Raw genomic sequence first — 17,587 nt, 5'->3', positions numbered from 1 at the left:
TTAGCTGCAAGCTATAAGCGGTTCGCGCAGGGCTTTAACTTGCAGCTTGTATCTTGTCGTTTGCGGCTTAGGGCAGCAGGCCCGCGTGAGCAAGGCCCATGCGCTCATCAAGCCCGAAGAGGATGTTGAGGTTCTGCACGGCCTGACCCGACGCGCCTTTGACCAAGTTGTCGATGACAGAAAGTACCACGACCAGATCACCATCCTGCGGCCGATGCACGGCAATACGGCAGACGTTGGCACCGCGCACGCTACGGGTTTCCGGATGACTTCCAGCTGGCATCACATCGACGAACGGTTCATTGGCATAGCGTTTTTCAAACAGCGACTGCAGGTCAACCGAGGTGTCGGCAACTGTCGCGTACAGGGTGGAGTGAATACCGCGAATCATCGGCGTCAGGTGTGGTACGAAGGTCAGACCAACATCGCTGCCTGCTGCCCGGCGCAGGCCCTGGGTGATCTCTGGCAGGTGCCGGTGTCCTTTGACCGCATAGGCCTTCATGCTTTCGCCGGCTTCGCAAAACAGCGAACCAACAGACGCGCCACGACCCGCACCGCTCACGCCCGACTTACAGTCGGCAATCAGGCGCGAAGCGTCGGCGATACCGGCCTCCAGCAGTGGCAGGAAGCCCAGTTGGGTGGCAGTCGGGTAACAACCCGGCACGGCGATCAGGCGAGCCTGGCGAATCTGCTCGCGGTTGACCTCTGGCAGACCGTAGACCGCGTCCTTGAGCAACTCAGGAGCGCCATGGGGCTGGCCATACCACTTGGCCCATTCATCAGCATCCTGCAGGCGGAAGTCAGCAGACAGGTCGATAACCTTGGTACCTGCCGCCAGCAACTCACCCGCCAGGGCATGGGCAACACCATGCGGAGTGGCGAAAAACACCACGTCGCAGGCTGCCAGGGTTTTCACGTCTGGCACGCTGAACGCCAGGCCATCGTAATGGCCGCGCAGGTTCGGGTACATATCGGCAACCGCCAGGCCTGCTTCGGAGCGCGAAGTGATGACCGCCACCTCAGCCTGTGGATGCTGAGCCAACAGACGCAGCAACTCGACCCCGGTATAACCCGTGCCGCCAACGATACCAACCTTGACCATAACGCGTGCCCCTTATCAACGAACCGACTGGAAAGCCCACGATAATAGGGGGCCGGAAACACGCCCACAACTGTTGAGATAGCCCGTCAGGCCCCTAGCCACTACTATCTGACGACCGTGAACCCTGAAGGAACTCAACTCCATGCTTTTTCTCTGGATCAAAGCGCTGCATATCGTCAGCGTGGTCTGCTGGTTTGCCGGGCTGTTCTACCTGCCGCGCTTGTTTGTCTACCATGCGCAAAGCCAGGACAGTATTAGCCAGGAACGCTTCGTAACCATGGAACGCAAGCTGTACCGCGGCATCATGCTGCCCGCGATGATTGCCACCTTGGTCTTCGGTATCTGGCTGATGAGCCTGACGCCGGGCTTTCTCAGCCAGGGCTGGATGCATGCCAAGCTCACCCTCGTGATCCTGCTGATCGGTTACCACCATATGTGTGGCGCTCAGCTCAAGCGCTTCGCTCGCGGCGAAAACACTCGCAGCCATGTGTTCTATCGCTGGTTCAACGAGGTGCCAGTACTGATCCTGCTGGCCATCGTAATTCTGGTGGTGGTCAAACCGTTCTAACCTAAACCCTTACTTAGCCTCGGGAAACTCGCCATGTCATTGCCTGCCCTGCTTGAACAACGCTTGCGCCTGCCGGTGGTTGCGGCACCGATGTTTCTGATCTCCAACCCGCAACTGGTACTGGCTTGTTGTGCCAATGGGATCGTCGGTAGTTTCCCGGCGCTGAATCAACGCGACAGTAGCGGTTTCAAGGCCTGGCTCGAAGAAATTGAAGCGGGCCTGGCTACCCTGACCAAGCCTGCTCCCTATGCAGTCAATTTGATCGTGCACCAGAGTAATCCGCGTCTGCAGGCAGATTTGGCACTGTGCGTCGAACACAAAGTGCCAATCGTCATCACCAGCCTTGGGGCGGTTAAGGAGCTGGTCGATGCCGTGCATAGCTATGGTGGCCTGGTGTTCCATGACGTAACCACCCGACGCCATGCTGAGAAAGCGGCTGAAGCAGGAGTCGATGGATTGATCGCCGTTGCGGCAGGCGCTGGCGGCCATGCCGGTACCTGGAGCCCTTTCGCGCTCATTGCCGAGATTCGTCAGTTCTTCGATAAGACATTACTGCTGGCTGGCTGCATCAATCGCGGCCATGAAATTCTCGCGGCACAGCTTCTCGGCGCAGATTTGGCCTATCTTGGCACCCGTTTTATCGCCACCCACGAAAGCCAAGCCCCAGGTCCTTATAAAGAAATGATGCTAGAGGCCAAGGCGGCCGATATCATCCACACCGCTGCGGTTTCCGGGGTACCTGCCAGCTTCATGCGCCAGAGCCTGGAAAACGCCGGTTTCGACATGGCCGCCCTGCGCAGCCACACCGAAACCAAGCTCAAACCTATTCACGATGAGGCCAAGGCCTGGAAGACCGTCTGGTCTGCAGGGCAAGGTGTCGGCGCCATCGACGGGCTGTGCTCTGTCGAGCAGCTGATTACTCGCCTGGATAGCGAATACCGCCAGGCACAAGCCTCGGCCACAGCCCTGAGTCGACACTGGCCGGGCTGATCCACAATTTTTGACGGCAAAGGAAGCCTGCATGAACACCCCGCTGATCCTGGAGAACTCCAGCAAACCTCAATTTATGAGCACCAAAGGGCGAATCGGCCGGGTCCGCCTGCTGGCCTGGACGTTATCGTTAGCGCTAGCAACGATCGCAGGTATGTTGGTACTGGCTTGGTTAGCCACCACGGTGGTGCGGGATCTATCGGGACTACTGCTGATAGCCGGCTTGGTCATTGCCCAGATCCTGAGCATGCTGTTGATCATTCGCCGACTTCATGATTTGAACCGCAGTGGCTGGTTCTGCTTGTTGGTGTTGGTACCCTGGTTCGGCTATGTGTTTATTTTGCTACTGATGTTGGTACCCGGTAATCGTTGTAGCAACCGCTTTGGCCCTGTACCTGCGCCTAATAGCATCGGCGAACGGATCCTCGCCTGCCTATGGCCAGTACTGATTCTGGGCTTTATTGGCGTAGCGGCACTCAAGAGCGCGTTCTAGCGTCTGCCAGCAGCACGCCTGGCGCTGTACCTGTAAACTGGGCGCTTTGGCCACCCATCCCGACTGGAGAACTGCATGACCCGTTACGCCATGATCACCGGTGCCTCCAGCGGCTTGGGCCTGGCACTGGCCGAGGCGCTGGCACGTCGGGGACGCAATCTGATCCTGGTGGCCCGCCAACGTGACCCGCTGGAAAGCATTGCCATCGAGCTGACCCAGCGGTTTGGCGTTGAAGTGCTGTTTCGCGCCTGCGATCTGGGCGAACCACTGCGCTTGTCCGGGTTCCTGTTGGAGCTGGAAGAAAGCGAGCGACACATCGATCTGCTGGTCAACTGCGCGGGCATTCGCAGCTATGGGCCGTTCCTGGCACAGGAATGGGGCGACGAGCAGGACCTGATCGAAGTGAACATTCTTGCCCTGACCCGTCTTTGCCACGCACTGGGCAACGCCATGGCGGTTCAGGGCGGCGGGCAGATTCTCAATGTCGCGTCTGTTGCAGCCTTTGCGCCCGGCCCATGGATGAGCAGTTATGCGGCCAGCAAAGCCTATGTTCTGAGCTTTTCAGAAGGCCTGCGCGAAGAACTCAAACGCACAGGCATCAAGGTCTCAGTGCTCTGCCCTGGCCCCGTACGCTCGCCGCTGCGGCGTATTCCCCGCCTGGAAAAGGGCCAACGCTGCCTGACTCCAGAAGAAGTGGCGCTGTACACCGTCCGCGCACTGGACAAGAACCGTGCGCTGATCATTCCCGGGCGGCGCAATCACTGGCTGGCATTTAGCCCGCGGCTGCTGTCGCGCTGGCTTACACGCAAGCTGGCAGGCGCCATCAATCAGGCTTATTGCCCGCGCTGAGCGCGTGGGACTGGGCGTCGACACCCAGCCTGAGTACACTCAGGCCCGATCCCTCACATGGAGCAACCGTAGTGGAAACTCTGTTCACCAAGATCATCAACCGGGAAATCCCGGCCAAGATCATCTACGAGGACGACCAGGTTCTGGCCTTCCACGATATCGCCCCACAAGCACCGGTGCATTTTCTGGTCATCCCGAAAAAGCCGATCCGCACCCTCAATGACCTGACCGAAGAGGACAAGGGGCTGGCAGGACATATCCTGTTCACCGCCCAACGTCTGGCCAAAGAGCTGGGCTGTGAAGAAGGTTTCCGCGTGGTCATGAACTGCAACGAGCTGGGTGGACAGACGGTCTACCACATTCACATGCACGTCCTCGGTCAGCGCCAGATGCACTGGCCGCCGGGCTGATCCAGGGCAAGCCCGATCAACACGATTGCGGTAAACTGTCGGGCACATTCTTGCGGAGGTGCCCGATGGCTACCGAACGTCACTATTCGCCGCTCGACCGCTTGTTGCTGCAGGCCGATACGGCCATGCGCACCTTGCTGCCCTTCAGCGGCCAACCTTCCCGTCCGTCGCCGGCCATCATCCAACCGGATGCCACCCTGGACGATACCCAGACCCGCCACGTCGCTGGGCTGATGCGTATCAACCACACCGGTGAAGTCTGCGCCCAGGCGCTGTATCAAGGCCAAGCCCTGACGGCCAAGTTGCCACAAGTGCGCAAGGCAATGGAGCACGCGGCCGAAGAAGAGATCGATCACCTGGCCTGGTGCGAGCAACGTATTCGCCAGCTTGGCAGTCACCCGAGCGTACTCAACCCATTGTTCTACGGTATGTCGTTTGGGATCGGCGCACTTGCCGGCCTGGTCAGCGACAAGGTCAGCCTGGGTTTCGTTGCCGCCACTGAACATCAGGTGTGCAAACACCTGGACGAGCATCTGGAGCAGATTCCGACCGAAGACGAAAAGTCCCGGGCGATCCTTGAGCAGATGCGCGTCGACGAAGAACAGCACGCGGAATCGGCCCTTGAGGCTGGCGGTTTCCGTTTCCCTGCCCCCGTGCGCTTTGGCATGAGCTTGATAGCCAAGGTCATGACCAAGAGCACCTATCGTATCTAGGACACACCATGACGGAACGCTTCGATGCCAAGGACCTGGCTCGCGCTGTCAGCGCCGGAATTCTGAGCCCCGGCCAGGACCAGGCACTGCTTGAGTTTCTCAAGCGCCAGCCAGCCACCCAGGCCAGTTTCCAGCTGGCCCATGTGGCGTTCTACCTCGGCGCGCTATTGATCATGGCGGCCATGGGCTGGCTACTCAACGAGGCCTGGATGCGGATTGGCGACAGCGCGCTGCTGCTGATCGCGTTGCTGTACATTGGCACCCTGACCTTGGCAGGCGGGTTCATGCAACGCCGTGGCCAGATCATTCCAGCAGGCGTGCTTGGCGCTGTGGCCGTCAGTATCGTGCCGCTGGCGGTGTTCGCTGCAGAGCGGCTCACCGGCTTCTGGCCGATGGACGACACCCAGACCGGATATCACAACTACTACACCTATGTGCAAGGCGGCTGGCTGCTAATGGAAGCGGCTACGGTGGTTGCCGGCCTGCTGATGCTGCGCCTGATTCCCTTCCCCTTCATTGTGATGCCGATTGCCGTAGCCCTGTGGTTCATGTCCATGGACCTGAGCGAATGGTTCTACGGCTTTAGCTTCACCTGGGAGCAGCGCCTCAGCGTATCGTTGTGGTTTGGCCTGATGGTGCTTCTGGTATTCCTGGTCATTGATGGCCGAACGCGTCAGGACTTTGCGTTCTGGGGCTACCTTGCCGGTCTATTGGCGTTCTGGCTGGGGCTGAGTCTGATGGAAAGCGACAGCCAACTGAGCAAGGCCCTGTACTGCCTGATCAATATTGGCCTGATGGGGGTGGCGGTGCTGTTGCGCCGGTCAATGTTCATGGTCTTTGGCGCCATGGGCGTAGCCGCATACCTGGGCTATCTATCCTACGAAGTGTTTGCCGACTCCCTGCTGTTCCCAGTGGTGCTGAGCATAATCGGTCTGGGCGTGATTGGCCTGGGGCTGTTTTACCAAAAGCATCGCGAAGTATTGAGCACTCGTCTGCGCGCACTGGTACCCCATGGCTTGCAGCAGATGCTCCCAGGCCTACGTCACTGAAGATGCGTCTGTTTACGGTACGCCTGCTACAAAGCCTGGGACTGGCGCCGGTTGCCTACCTGTTTGTGTGCCTGATCAACGCCAGTATCGGGCAGACGCCATTTGGCCTGGCACTGCCGAGCATGGTCGACCCTGACAGCAACAGTATGGTTGAACTGCTGCTGTTCACCGCGCCCGGGCAACTGCTTTTTCTGCTGGCCAGCTGTTTTATCCACAGCAGGCGACTGCTCTGCGGCGCCTTTGTGCTGTCTGCCACATTGACCATGCTGCTGCAGTGCCTGTTGTTTGCTCAAACCTTCGGCGCGACTTGGAGCAGTGCAGAAATCCTCGGCCTGTGGGTCATAAACCTACCTTGGTTGCTGCTGGCTCTGATTCCTGGGCTGGGCTTGCTGATTGCCCTCGATCCATTGAAAGGCCCGTTCCCAACGGGCCCCACGATGACTGCAAATCAGCCGAGTTCAACAATCTCGTAGCTATGGGTAATCTCAACACCCGCCCGACCGAGCATGATCGAAGCCGAGCAGTACTTCTCGGCTGAAAGCTCCACCGCACGCTTGACCTGAGCGTCCTTGAGCCCACGGCCCTTGACCACGAAATTCAGATGAATCTTGGTAAATACTTTCGGGTCTTCGCTGGCGCGCTCGGCCTCCAGGAAGGCTTCGCAGCTCTCTACCGCCTGGCGGGATTTTTTCAGGATGCTGACCACATCGAAGTTACTGCAGCCGCCCAGGCCCAGCAGGAGCATTTCCATTGGCCGCACGCCGAGGTTACGCCCACCGGCTTCAGGTGGACCGTCCATTACCACAACATGGCCGCTGCCTGATTCGCCCAGAAACATGGCTTCACCTGCCCACTGGATACGCGCCTTCATCATCCGGACTCCATTGTTTGAAAAAAGGCTGCCAGCTTAGACCTAGAATGCCTGGCGGAAAAGCTCAAGCATGCGAGTAAATCTGCCGATATACATACACGCGTCTGATAAGCTGACGCCAAATCACTGGCGCAGCTGGCCAGACTCTCTATAAAAAAGTACAAGCGTTGCCTCTTACCGGGATTCAGCCATGGTTGCATCAGCCCTTCCAGCGAAGATCAAGAACATCGACAAACTGCTCGCCCATTGCCAGCGGCGCCGCTTTGCGGCCAAGAGCAATATCATCTGTGCCGGCGACAAAGCCGATAGCTTGTCATTCATCGTCAAAGGTTCGGTGACCATCCTGATCGAGGATGACGACGGCCACGAGATGATCATCGCCTACCTCAACAGCGGCGATTTTTTCGGCGAGCTTGGGTTATTTGAACCTACTGGGCAGGAACAACAGCGCAGCGCCTGGGTTCGAGCCAAAAGCGAATGTGAAGTGGCGGAGATCAGCTACGAGAAATTCCGCGAACTGGCGCGCCAGGACCCCGACATTCTCTATGCCCTGGGTAGCCAAATGGCCCAGCGGCTGCGCAACACCACACGCAAGGTCGGTGACTTGGCATTTTTCGACGTCACCGGACGCGTTGCCCGCTGTTTGCTGGAGCTGTGCAAGCAACCCGATGCCATGACTCACCCCGATGGCATGCAGATCAAGATCACCCGTCAGGAGATCGGGCGTATCGTCGGCTGTTCACGGGAGATGGTCGGCCGCGTCCTCAAGGACCTGGAAGAACGCAGCCTGGTTCACGTCAAGGGCAAGACCATGGTGGTCTTCGGTACCCGTTAATCGCGGGCTATGCCCTCGATTACAGTAGCGTAGGCCTCGCCCAGGCGCTCCAGCAAAGGCGCCTCGGGCATCACTTCATGCAGGGCGATATGACTGTCCGCCAGGCAGCGCTGCTCTAGCTGGCAACATTCGTTGAAACGGTTGACCGCCGCCACCATCGATTCCCGCTCGTTGTCCACCAGCAACGCACCGTGAACCAGCACGACCGGACGTTTGCCGCCCAAACCCTGACGCCAGCGCTGGGCGGTGCCCACCAGTTTGCGACCATTGAGGTTGACGTTGTAACGCCCATCGCAGAACGCACCTTCAATTTCGCCTACCGAGGCCAGACCGCCCCATTCACGCAGCACGTCACACAATGGCAGACACAGGCGTTCATAGGCGTTTTCGATACGTCCATGGTCGCCTTCGCTACGCGGCGCCACATAGACCAGGGCGATGTTGATCACCGCAGGCGATTGCGGCACTGGCTCACCGCCCGTTTCACGCAACAGAACTGGCCAGCCGGCAATCGCAAGCTCAGCACAAGCGGCCTCGAAACCCTCCTGGCGGCTCATGCGTCGCGGCATGACCAATGCGTGGTCGGTTGGTCGCCAGAACAACAAGCCGTAATCCTTTTCACCCTTGCACACCGCCGCCAGCAGATCCTGCTCGGCATGCAGGCCGGTCTCGACAGTCACATCCAGTAGTTGCTCAGTCATCGCGAAAACCTTGTCGATACAAAAAAGCCGGCAATGCCGGCTTCAGAGTTGAATCAGTCCAGTCCTTGCACCGGATTCTGCACCGTCCGCTCAGGGAAGAATAGGCGCTGCAGTTCAAGCCCCGGGTGCTCGGCGCGCATGAAGGCTTCACCGACCAGGAACGAATAGACCTCATTGATTTCCATCAGCTCAACGTCCGCACGGTTGAGAATGCCACTTTCGGTAATCGCCAGACGGTCGCGAGGAATCCGCGGTAACAAGTCGAGAGTAGTTTCCAGGCTGACCTCGAAAGTGTGCAGGTTGCGGTTGTTGACGCCGACCAGCGGCGTATCGAGGGTTTTCAGGGCCCGCTCCAGCTCATCGCCATCGTGTACTTCAACCAGCACATCCAGGCCAACGCCTTTCGCCGTGGCCGCCAGCTCAGCCATTTTCACATCATCCAGCGCCGAGACGATCAGCAGCACGCAATCGGCGCCCAGAGCACGGGCTTCGACGATCTGATAAGGATCGATCATGAAGTCTTTGCGAATCACCGGCAGCTTGCATGCTGCGCGAGCCTGCTGCAGGTAAACATCGGCCCCCTGAAAATAGTCGACATCGGTGAGTACCGACAAACAGGTGGCCCCACCCTGCTCGTAGCTCTTGGCGATATCGGCCGGCACGAAGTTCTCGCGGATTACCCCCTTGCTTGGCGAGGCTTTCTTGATCTCGGCAATCACCGCAGGCTGCTTGCGCTTGGCCTGTTCGATCAGCGCATTGGCAAAACCGCGTGGGGCATCAGCGACGGCGGCCAGACGCTCAAGCTCGGCGAGGCTGACCCGGGCACTACGCTCGGCGACTTCCTGGACCTTACGCGCCAGAATGTTTTCCAGAACCGTCGGCACACTCATCCTTCATTCTCCTGCTTGAATACGGCGGTGAAAGCGCCCAGTTCTTCGAGTTTTTCCCGGGCAAGACCGGTATGCAGTGCGTCGTGGGCAAGCTCGACACCTTGCTTGAGGGTCATGGCGTGGTCAGCGGCATACAACGCAGCACCGGCGTTGAGCACGATCATTTCCGCAGCCTTCTGACCATTTTCGGTCTTGCGCCGACCCAGGGCATCGCGAATCAATTCGAGAGACTTCTCCGGGCTCTCAACCGCCAGGCCATGAAGGCTCTGGCTCTTCATGCCAAGGTCTTCAGGCTCAACCCAGTATTCAGTGATCTGGCCATTCTTCAGTTCGGCAACGAAGGTCGGTGCCGCCAGGCTGAACTCGTCCAGCCCGTCCTTGGAATGCACCACCAGTACATGCTTGCTACCCAAGCGCTGCAGTACTTCAGCCAACGGCCGACACAGGGCTTGATTGAAGACACCTACCACCTGGTGTTTCACACCGGCCGGATTCGTAAGCGGGCCGAGCATGTTGAACAGTGTACGCAGCCCTAGGTCACGACGTGGATAAGCAGCATATTTCATGGCTTTGTGATGGGTCTGGGCAAACATGAAGCCGATGCCGACGCTATCAATGCAACGAGCAACCTGCACAGGCGTCAGGTTCAGGTAGATCCCGGCAGCTTCCAACAGATCAGCGCTACCGCTTTTGCCTGAGACAGCACGGTTGCCATGCTTGGCCACGGTGCAGCCGGCGGCGGCAACAACGAAAGCGGAAGCGGTAGAGACGTTGAAGATGTTTGCTCCATCGCCACCGGTGCCAACCACGTCGACTACCTGATCGAGGGTGTTGAGTTCGACCTTGTCAGCCAACTCACGCATCACCGACACCGCACCAACAATTTCGTCGATACTTTCGCTCTTCATGCGCATGCCCATCATGAAGGCGCCGATCTGCGCTTCAGTGCACTGGCCCGTCATGATCTCGCGCATAACATCGCGCATTTCTTCGGTGCTCAAGTCCAGGTGGCCGACAATGCGGCTGAGCGCGCTCTTGATATCCATGATCGATCCTTAGCGGCGGCCGCCGGTCTGCTTGAGGAAGTTAGCGAACAGCTCGTGGCCCTGCTCGGTGAGGATCGACTCAGGGTGGAACTGCACCCCTTCGATGTTCAGTTCTTTATGACGCAAGCCCATGATCTCGTCTACCGAACCATCTTCAAGGGTGGTCCAGGCAGTCAACTCCAAGCATTCAGGCAAGGTTTCACGCTTGACCACCAGCGAGTGATAGCGGGTTACAGTCAACGGATTGTTCAGACCGGCAAACACACCCTGGTCCTTGTGGTGTACCGGACTGGTCTTGCCATGCATGACCTGGCGGGCACGTACGACATCGCCACCAAAGGCCTGGCCAATGGACTGGTGACCCAGGCAAACGCCGAGAATCGGCAGCTTGCCGGCAAAATGCAGGATGGCCTCGATGGAAACACCGGCCTCGGTCGGGGTGCACGGGCCGGGGGAAACCACGATGCGCTCGGGGTTCAGGGCTTCGATCTGGGCGATGGTCAGCTCGTCATTGCGAATGACCTTGACCTCAGCACCCAACTCGCCGAGGTACTGCACGACGTTGTAGGTGAAGGAGTCATAGTTGTCGATCATCAATAGCATCTGGGTTCAACCTCTAGAATCAATTTCGCCGGGTGGACAGGCGCAAGACGGCGCGCTGCGGGCGCCGTGGGTTTCAATCAGCTACGTGGCGTCTGTTCTGCCAGCGCCACCGCGCGGAACATCGCCCGGCGTTTGTTGATGGTTTCTTCCCATTCCAGTGCAGGTACCGAGTCGGCGACGATGCCGCCACCAGCCTGTACATGCAGTTCGCCATCCTTGATGACCGCAGTGCGAATGGCGATCGCCGTGTCCATGTTGCCGTTCCAGGCAAAGTAACCGACTGCACCACCGTAGACGCCGCGTTTAACCGGCTCGAGTTCGTCGATGATTTCCATGGCGCGGATCTTCGGCGCCCCGGACAAGGTTCCGGCTGGCAGGATTGCGCGCAGCGCATCCATGGCGCTGAGACCTTCCTTCAAATCACCGGTAACGTTGGAAACAATGTGCATGACGTTGGAGTAACGCTCGATGACCATCTTCTCGGTGACTTTGACCGTACCGGTTGTCGACACCCGGCCGGCATCGTTGCGGCCCAGATCAATCAGCATCAGGTGCTCGGCGATTTCCTTGTCATCCGACAGCAGGTCCTCTTCCAGTGCTAGATCCGCCTCTTCCGTGGCCCCACGCGGACGTGTGCCGGCGATCGGGCGGACGGTGACGAGGTTGTCTTCAACCCGCACCAGCACTTCCGGCGAGCTGCCTACCACATGGAAGTCGCCGAAATTGAAGAAGTACATGTACGGCGTCGGGTTGAAGCAACGCAGCGCCCGATACAGATCGATGGGTGCGGCCTTGAAATCAATCGACATACGCTGGGACGGCACTACCTGCATACAGTCGCCAGCAAGGATGTACTCCTTGATGGTATCGACCGCACGCTCGTAGTCACTCTGGGTGAAACTGGAACGGAAGGTCGGTTCAGCCGCTTGCGGGCCACCCAGTTCCAGGCCGCGGCGCGGAGTGATTGGCTGACGCAGTTGCTCAAGCAGCCCTTCAAGACGGGCCAGACCGTTTTCGTAGGCGTTTTCCTGGGCTGGATCGGCCAGGACAATGGCGTGCATCTTGCCCGCGAGGTTGTCGAATACCACCACGGCATCGGAAACCATCAGCAGAATATCCGGTACACCCAGTGGATCGGGATTCGGGCACTTGCCCAGACGCTTCTCCACATAACGCACGCAGTCATAGCCGAAGTAGCCCACCAGGCCACCGTTGAACCGTGGCAGACCGGCGATGGTCGGCACCTTGTAGCGCTCTTTGAAGGACTCAACAAAGGCCAGCGGGTCTTCTACATCGTAGCGCTCGATCTCAACGCCGTCGTGACTGATCCGCACCTGATGGTCATACACACGCAGCACGGTGCGGCACGGCAAGCCAATAATCGAATAGCGCCCCCACTTCTCGCCGCCCTGCACCGACTCGAGCAGGTAGGAATTGGCTTGGTCGGCCAGTTTCAGGTAGATCGACAGCGGCGTGTCGAAGTCAGCCAGGGTCTCGCAGGCCAGGGGAATGCGGTTGTAGCCTTCAGCGGCCAGGCGCAGGAATTCTTCGCGGGTCATGATAGCCTCGTGGCAAGCAGCAAATGGGTCAAACAGGCAAACGGGCCGGCAACGGCCGGCAGCGAACAGTCAGGCGCGCCAACGCCAACGGGCCAGGGCCTTAATGACTTTCATCCAGAGTTTGCCGATAACCGCCACGATGGAATCTCGATCTGAGGGGGATTGAACGTCAGCCAACGTTATCCCAGTGGCCGCATCTAAGCAACCAGGCAACAATGCCCGCAGGTCATCAATGACCAGGCACGGCTGCTCTTCACTGATTGGCCGGCCATGATTGTAGCCATAGCTCAAGCCTACACATTTGACCCCGGCGGCCTTGGCCGCCAGTACGTCACTGCGCGAATCCCCTACGAACAGAGCATCGGCTGCCGAAACGTTGGCCATTTTCATGACGAACAACAGTGCTGCCGGATCTGGCTTTTTCTGCGGCAGGGTATCGCCACCAATGATCCAGCGAAAATAACGACCGATCTTCATTTGGTCGAGCAACGGCGCGACAAAGCGCTCCGGCTTGTTGGTGATCAGGGCCATTTCCACACCCTGCTTTTGCAGCCACTTGAGGGTGTCACGCACACCGGGGTACACCACCGTCAACTCGTGATGGTCGGCATAGGCCTGCATGAACAGTTCAAGGCCCTTTTCTGCTTCGTCGTCATCGACGGCGGCATGATCCAGGCCACCGGCCAGGGCCCGGCGCACCAGCACCGGGGCACCATTGCCGACCCAGTGGCGTACAGCCTCAAGGCCTGCGGGCTTACGCCCCATTTCGAGCAGCATGTAATCCACCGCTGCGGCCAGGTCAGGGACCGAATCGATCAGGGTACCGTCCAGATCGAACATCACCAGCCTGGGCAGCGCCCCGGGGAACAGCTGCTCGAAGCCGCTCATGCGCGGGCCAAAGCCAATTCGGCACGCATTTTGGCAATCACTTCCTGGTAGTTCGGGGTGTTGAAGATGGCCGAACCAGCAACGAAGGTATCGGCACCGGCGGCAGCGATCTCACGGATGTTGTTCACATTCACGCCGCCGTCGATTTCCAGGCGGATATCGCGGCCGCTGGCGTCGATCAGCGCGCGAGCTTCGCGCAGCTTGTCGAGGGTGCCAGGAATGAATTTCTGCCCGCCGAAGCCTGGGTTGACGCTCATCAACAGGATCATGTCGACCTTGTCCATCACGTACTTGAGGGTGTCGAGCGGGGTTGCCGGGTTGAACACCAGGCCGGCCTTGCAACCACCGTCACGAATCAACTGTAGTGAACGATCGATGTGCAGGGAGGCTTCCGGATGGAAGGTAATGTAACTGGCGCCCGCTTCAATGAAGTCACCGATGATGCGGTCAACCGGGCTGACCATCAGGTGCACGTCGATTGGCGCGGTGATGCCGTATTTGCGCAGAGCGGTACAGACCATCGGGCCGATGGTCAGGTTCGGTACGTAGTGGTTGTCCATTACGTCGAAGTGAACGATGTCGGCACCAGCGGCCAGCACGTTGTCGACTTCCTCACCCAGGCGAGCGAAATCGGCAGAAAGAATCGAGGGGGCAATAGCGTAGGGCTGCATGGCGCACCTGTAGGGCAGAATCACGGTGGCGCGCATTGTACCTCAGGCAAACGGCCAGGGGCTGACTGGTATCAAAGTGCTCGATGGATGTCGTATAGATCGCCAGCGAGGCCGGCGCCCACAGGAATACGTGTGGGCGCTGACCTCGCCGAGCAATCATGCTGGCTGTTGAGTCCGCAATTTCTCGCTACGCCCACGCAACCATTCAAGGGTCAGCAGCAACACCACCGAAAATGCGATCAGCAAGGTCGCCGCCGCTGCAATCGTCGGGCTGAGGTTTTCGCGGATGCCGCTGAACATCTGCCGTGGCAACGTTGCCTGCTCAGGGCCCGCCAGGAACAGGGTCACTACCACTTCATCAAACGAAGTGGCAAAAGCGAACAAGGCACCGGAAATAACCCCAGGCGCAATCAATGGCAGCGTCACCCGACGAAAGGCAGTCAACGGTGAAGCACCAAGGCTGGCGGCTGCACGCACCAGGTTGTAGTTGAAGCCCTGCAGGGTCGCCGACACGGTGATGATCACGAACGGCACACCCAGTACTGCATGCACCAGGATCAGCGAGATAAAACTGTTACCCATACCCAATGGCGCGAAGAACAGGTAGCTGGCAACCCCAATGATCACCACCGGCACCACCATCGGCGAAATCACCAGGGCCATGATCAGCGGCTTGCCCGGGAAGTCGCCGCGGGTCAGACCGATCGAAGCCAGTGTGCCGAAAATCATCGCCAACACGGTGGCCGCCGGGGCGACGATGATGCTGTTTTTCAGCGCGCGCATCCATTCAGCCGAGGCAAAGAAGTCCTGGTACCACTGCAGCGAGAAGCCCTGCAGCGGATAAACCAGAAAACTTCCCGAGTTGAACGACAACGGAATGATCACCAGCACCGGCAACACCAGGAACAACAGGATCAGCCCGCAAAGGATGCGCAAGCTGTAGAACCAGACCCGCTCAACGGGCGACATGTAAGGGCTCAGCATGACAACGCTCCTCAGCTCAGGCGCAGACGGCTGGCGCCGACCAGCCAGCTATAGATCAGATACAGAATGACGGTGGCAAGCAGCAGCAGGCCGCCCAACGCAGTTGCCATACCCCAGTTGATGCTGGTGTTGGTGTAGAACGCCACGAAATAACTGACCATCTGATCGTTAGGGCTGCCAAGCAGCGCCGGGGTGATGTAGTAACCAATCGCCAGGATGAACACCAGCAGGCAACCCGCGCCGACGCCAGCGTAGGTCTGCGGGAAATACACACGCCAGAAACTGGTGAACGGGTGACATCCCAGCGAGATCGCCGCACGCATATAGGTTGGCGAGATGCCCTTCATTACGCTGTAGATCGGCAGGATCATGAACGGCAGCAAGATGTGGACCATGGAGATATAGACACCGGTGCGGTTGAACACCAGTTCCAGCGGCTTATCGATAATGCCCACAGCCATCAGTGCACTATTGATCAACCCGCCCGACTGCAGTAACACGATCCAGGCCGCCACCCGTACCAGGATTGAGGTCCAGAACGGCAACAGCACCAGAATCATCAGCAGGTTGCTCTGACGGGTCGGCAGATTGGCCAGCAAGTAGGCCAGTGGATAGGCCAGTACCAGGCAAATGGCGGTGATGACGAAGCCCATCCACAGGGTGCGGGTAAAGATGTCCAGGTAAATGGCCTGGTCCGGGGTGGTCTTGGCCAGCTCCCCTAGGTCATCGATGCGATGGTCCAGAGCTGCCAGCAAATAGAAGGGTGTGACGCTACTGGTGTTACGGCGGATGGCCTGCCAGTACGCAGGATCCCCCCAGCGCTCATCCAGTTCTTGCAACGCTTCTTTATAGGAGGCCGGTTCTGTCTTGAACGGCAAGGCACGGGCGGTCTTCGACAACAGACTGCGATAGCCGGCCAGTTCCATGTTCAGGCGCTTGGAGGTATCGCCCAAGGTCTGGTTCTTGCGCGCCTGGGCCAAGTCATCGCTCAGTGCCTTATACACCGCCTCGCCTGGCAGGCCTTTACCATCCCATTGCGTGACGGCGGTAACGGTCTGCGGCAAGCCAGTGACGACTTCCGGGTTGCCGACGCTCTTGTAAAGCAGTGCGGCAATAGGCACCAGGAAAACCAGCAGCAGGAACAGCGCCAACGGCGCAATCAGGGCCTGCGCCTTCCAGCGGTTGACCCGCTCGGCACGTGCCAGGCGCTGCTTGAGGGTGGATCCGGCGCCTTCATTGAGGGGCACTGCGATGGCCATAGCGAACTCCGAAATCTTGAGAACAGGGAGCGTCGGCACGCTGCCGACGCTCCATCAGCCGACCTTACTTGGCAGCCCAGGCGTTGAAGCGTTGCTCCAGTTGCTCGCTGTTGTCAGCCCAGAAGGCGACGTCGATCTGCACTTGGTTGGCAATGTTTTCCGGGGTAGTCGGCATGTCTTTTTTGATCTCGTCAGAGAGCAGGCTCACCGCTTTAGCGTTAGCTGGGCCGTAAGCAATGTTTTGCGAGTAGATCTTCTGCTGCTCAGGCGTGACCGAGTAGGCGATGAACTTCTTGGCTTCTTCGGCATTCTTCGCGCCCTTTGGAATGGCCCATGCGTCGAAGTCATAGATGCCGCCGTTCCACACCACCTTCAGGTTGCTTTCTTTCTGTACTGCAGCGATCCGGCCGTTGTAGGCCGAGCTCATGACCACGTCACCCGAAGCCAGGTACTGCGGCGGCTGGGCACCCGCCTCCCACCACTGGATGCTTGGCTTGAGCTCGTCGAGTTTCTTGAAGGCGCGGTCCTGGCCTTCCTTGGTGCCGAGCACCTTGTAGACATCCTTGGGCGCGACGCCGTCGGCCATCAAGGCGAACTCCAGGGTGTACTTGGCGCCCTTGCGCAGGCCACGTTTACCTGGGAACTGTTTGGTGTCCCAGAAATCGGCCCAACTGGTTGGGGCCGTTTTCAGTTTGTCGGCGTTGTAAGCCATGACTGTGGACCAAACGAAGAAGCCCACACCGCACGGTTGGATGGCACCAGGGACATAGTCGGCCTCGTCGCCGAACAACGCTGGGTCGAGCTCTTCGAACATGCCTTCGTCGCAACCACGAGCAAGCTCCGGCGACTCAACTTCGACCAAGTTCCAGGACACGCTCTTGGTGTCGACCATGGCTTTGACCTTGGCCATCTCACCGTTGTATTCGCCAGCCACGATCTTGCCGTTGCCTGCCTTTTCCCATGGTTCGTAGAACGCTTTGGTCTGTGCGGCCTTGTTGGCGCCGCCGAAAGAGATCACGGTAAGATCAGCCGCCGCCATTGCCTGGCCCGCCGCAAACAGCCCCAGCGTCAGCGCGGTCAACTTCAAGTGTTTGAGCATTATTATT

21 protein-coding genes are annotated in these 17,587 nt (G+C 58.9%); 9 read left to right on the top strand and 12 right to left on the bottom strand.

Features of this window, described 5'->3' with window-relative positions; all coding sequences use genetic code 11:
* Window positions 1–67: 67 nt before the first annotated feature.
* Complete coding sequence (gene argC, locus CX511_RS03050) at window positions 68–1,102, bottom strand: N-acetyl-gamma-glutamyl-phosphate reductase (protein WP_045180345.1); 1,035 nt, start codon at window positions 1,100–1,102, stop codon at window positions 68–70.
* 142 nt (window positions 1,103–1,244) lie between these two features.
* Here argC and hemJ point away from each other — a divergent pair, with 142 nt between their 5' ends.
* The 8 genes from hemJ (at window position 1,245) to CX511_RS03010 (ending at window position 6,647) form a co-directional block, all read left to right on the top strand.
* Window positions 1,245–1,670: a protoporphyrinogen oxidase HemJ gene (hemJ, locus tag CX511_RS03045; RefSeq protein ID WP_045180348.1), complete on the top strand. Its 426-nt coding sequence runs from the start codon at window positions 1,245–1,247 to the stop codon at window positions 1,668–1,670.
* Window positions 1,671–1,703: 33 nt separating this feature from the next.
* Window positions 1,704–2,660 (top strand): NAD(P)H-dependent flavin oxidoreductase, encoded by a 957-nt coding sequence (locus CX511_RS03040; protein WP_045180351.1) that lies wholly within the window; start codon window positions 1,704–1,706, stop codon window positions 2,658–2,660.
* Window positions 2,661–2,691: 31 nt separating this feature from the next.
* Entirely contained in the window at window positions 2,692–3,153 is a 462-nt protein-coding gene (locus tag CX511_RS03035; RefSeq protein ID WP_101293355.1) for a DUF805 domain-containing protein, read from the top strand.
* A 75-nt stretch (window positions 3,154–3,228) separates the two neighbouring features.
* Window positions 3,229–4,002 (top strand): SDR family NAD(P)-dependent oxidoreductase, encoded by a 774-nt coding sequence (locus CX511_RS03030; protein WP_045180354.1) that lies wholly within the window; start codon window positions 3,229–3,231, stop codon window positions 4,000–4,002.
* Window positions 4,003–4,073: 71 nt separating this feature from the next.
* Complete coding sequence (locus tag CX511_RS03025) at window positions 4,074–4,412, top strand: histidine triad nucleotide-binding protein (RefSeq protein ID WP_045180357.1); 339 nt, start codon at window positions 4,074–4,076, stop codon at window positions 4,410–4,412.
* 65 nt (window positions 4,413–4,477) lie between these two features.
* Window positions 4,478–5,125, top strand: a complete 648-nt coding sequence (gene coq7, locus CX511_RS03020; protein WP_045180361.1) for a 2-polyprenyl-3-methyl-6-methoxy-1,4-benzoquinone monooxygenase — start codon at window positions 4,478–4,480, stop codon at window positions 5,123–5,125.
* 8 nt (window positions 5,126–5,133) lie between these two features.
* Window positions 5,134–6,174 (top strand): hypothetical protein, encoded by a 1,041-nt coding sequence (locus CX511_RS03015; RefSeq protein ID WP_045180364.1) that lies wholly within the window; start codon window positions 5,134–5,136, stop codon window positions 6,172–6,174.
* A 2-nt stretch (window positions 6,175–6,176) separates the two neighbouring features.
* Complete coding sequence (locus CX511_RS03010) at window positions 6,177–6,647, top strand: hypothetical protein (RefSeq protein WP_101293356.1); 471 nt, start codon at window positions 6,177–6,179, stop codon at window positions 6,645–6,647.
* On the opposite strand, the gene CX511_RS03005 is transcribed toward CX511_RS03010, so the two are convergent.
* Window positions 6,623–7,045, bottom strand: a complete 423-nt coding sequence (locus CX511_RS03005; protein ID WP_038616192.1) for an OsmC family protein — start codon at window positions 7,043–7,045, stop codon at window positions 6,623–6,625. The two genes, CX511_RS03010 and CX511_RS03005, sit on opposite strands and share 25 nt — an antisense overlap.
* A 190-nt stretch (window positions 7,046–7,235) precedes the next feature.
* Here CX511_RS03005 and crp point away from each other — a divergent pair, with 190 nt between their 5' ends.
* Complete coding sequence (gene crp, locus CX511_RS03000; RefSeq protein WP_045180374.1) at window positions 7,236–7,880, top strand: cAMP-activated global transcriptional regulator CRP; 645 nt, start codon at window positions 7,236–7,238, stop codon at window positions 7,878–7,880.
* Here the strand turns inward: crp and CX511_RS02995 are convergent.
* From CX511_RS02995 to CX511_RS02950, 10 genes are all read right to left on the bottom strand, one after another.
* Window positions 7,877–8,581, bottom strand: a complete 705-nt coding sequence (locus tag CX511_RS02995) for a lipoate--protein ligase family protein (protein ID WP_101293357.1) — start codon at window positions 8,579–8,581, stop codon at window positions 7,877–7,879. The two genes, crp and CX511_RS02995, sit on opposite strands and share 4 nt — an antisense overlap.
* A gap of 53 nt (window positions 8,582–8,634) precedes the next feature.
* Window positions 8,635–9,471 carry an indole-3-glycerol phosphate synthase TrpC gene (gene trpC, locus CX511_RS02990; protein ID WP_045180380.1) on the bottom strand — a complete coding sequence of 279 codons (837 nt, stop codon included), beginning with the start codon at window positions 9,469–9,471 and terminating at the stop codon, window positions 8,635–8,637.
* Window positions 9,468–10,517 (bottom strand): anthranilate phosphoribosyltransferase, encoded by a 1,050-nt coding sequence (trpD, locus tag CX511_RS02985; protein ID WP_101293358.1) that lies wholly within the window; start codon window positions 10,515–10,517, stop codon window positions 9,468–9,470. The genes trpC and trpD overlap by 4 nt, the downstream gene beginning before the upstream one ends.
* A 9-nt stretch (window positions 10,518–10,526) precedes the next feature.
* Window positions 10,527–11,120 carry an aminodeoxychorismate/anthranilate synthase component II gene (locus CX511_RS02980; protein WP_045180385.1) on the bottom strand — a complete coding sequence of 198 codons (594 nt, stop codon included), beginning with the start codon at window positions 11,118–11,120 and terminating at the stop codon, window positions 10,527–10,529.
* A gap of 77 nt (window positions 11,121–11,197) precedes the next feature.
* Window positions 11,198–12,679 carry an anthranilate synthase component I gene (gene trpE, locus CX511_RS02975; protein ID WP_101293359.1) on the bottom strand — a complete coding sequence of 494 codons (1,482 nt, stop codon included), beginning with the start codon at window positions 12,677–12,679 and terminating at the stop codon, window positions 11,198–11,200.
* A 69-nt stretch (window positions 12,680–12,748) separates the two neighbouring features.
* A complete protein-coding gene (locus CX511_RS02970) occupies window positions 12,749–13,567 on the bottom strand; it encodes a phosphoglycolate phosphatase (protein WP_045180391.1) in 819 nt (272 codons plus the stop codon).
* Window positions 13,564–14,238, bottom strand: coding sequence for a ribulose-phosphate 3-epimerase (gene rpe, locus CX511_RS02965; protein WP_045181241.1), 675 nt, complete (start codon window positions 14,236–14,238; stop codon window positions 13,564–13,566). The genes CX511_RS02970 and rpe overlap by 4 nt, the downstream gene beginning before the upstream one ends.
* A gap of 156 nt (window positions 14,239–14,394) precedes the next feature.
* Window positions 14,395–15,222 (bottom strand): ABC transporter permease, encoded by an 828-nt coding sequence (locus tag CX511_RS02960; RefSeq protein WP_045180393.1) that lies wholly within the window; start codon window positions 15,220–15,222, stop codon window positions 14,395–14,397.
* An 11-nt stretch (window positions 15,223–15,233) separates the two neighbouring features.
* Window positions 15,234–16,481: an ABC transporter permease gene (locus CX511_RS02955; RefSeq protein WP_045180396.1), complete on the bottom strand. Its 1,248-nt coding sequence runs from the start codon at window positions 16,479–16,481 to the stop codon at window positions 15,234–15,236.
* Between the two features lie 64 nt (window positions 16,482–16,545).
* Complete coding sequence (locus CX511_RS02950) at window positions 16,546–17,580, bottom strand: ABC transporter substrate-binding protein (RefSeq protein WP_101293360.1); 1,035 nt, start codon at window positions 17,578–17,580, stop codon at window positions 16,546–16,548.
* Window positions 17,581–17,587 lie beyond the last annotated feature (7 nt).

Source organism: Pseudomonas sp. S06B 330, from assembly GCF_002845275.2.
GTDB lineage: Bacteria > Pseudomonadota > Gammaproteobacteria > Pseudomonadales > Pseudomonadaceae > Aquipseudomonas.
Note: the sequence above shows the minus strand (reverse complement) of the source record. Positions and strands in the feature narration are given on the sequence as shown.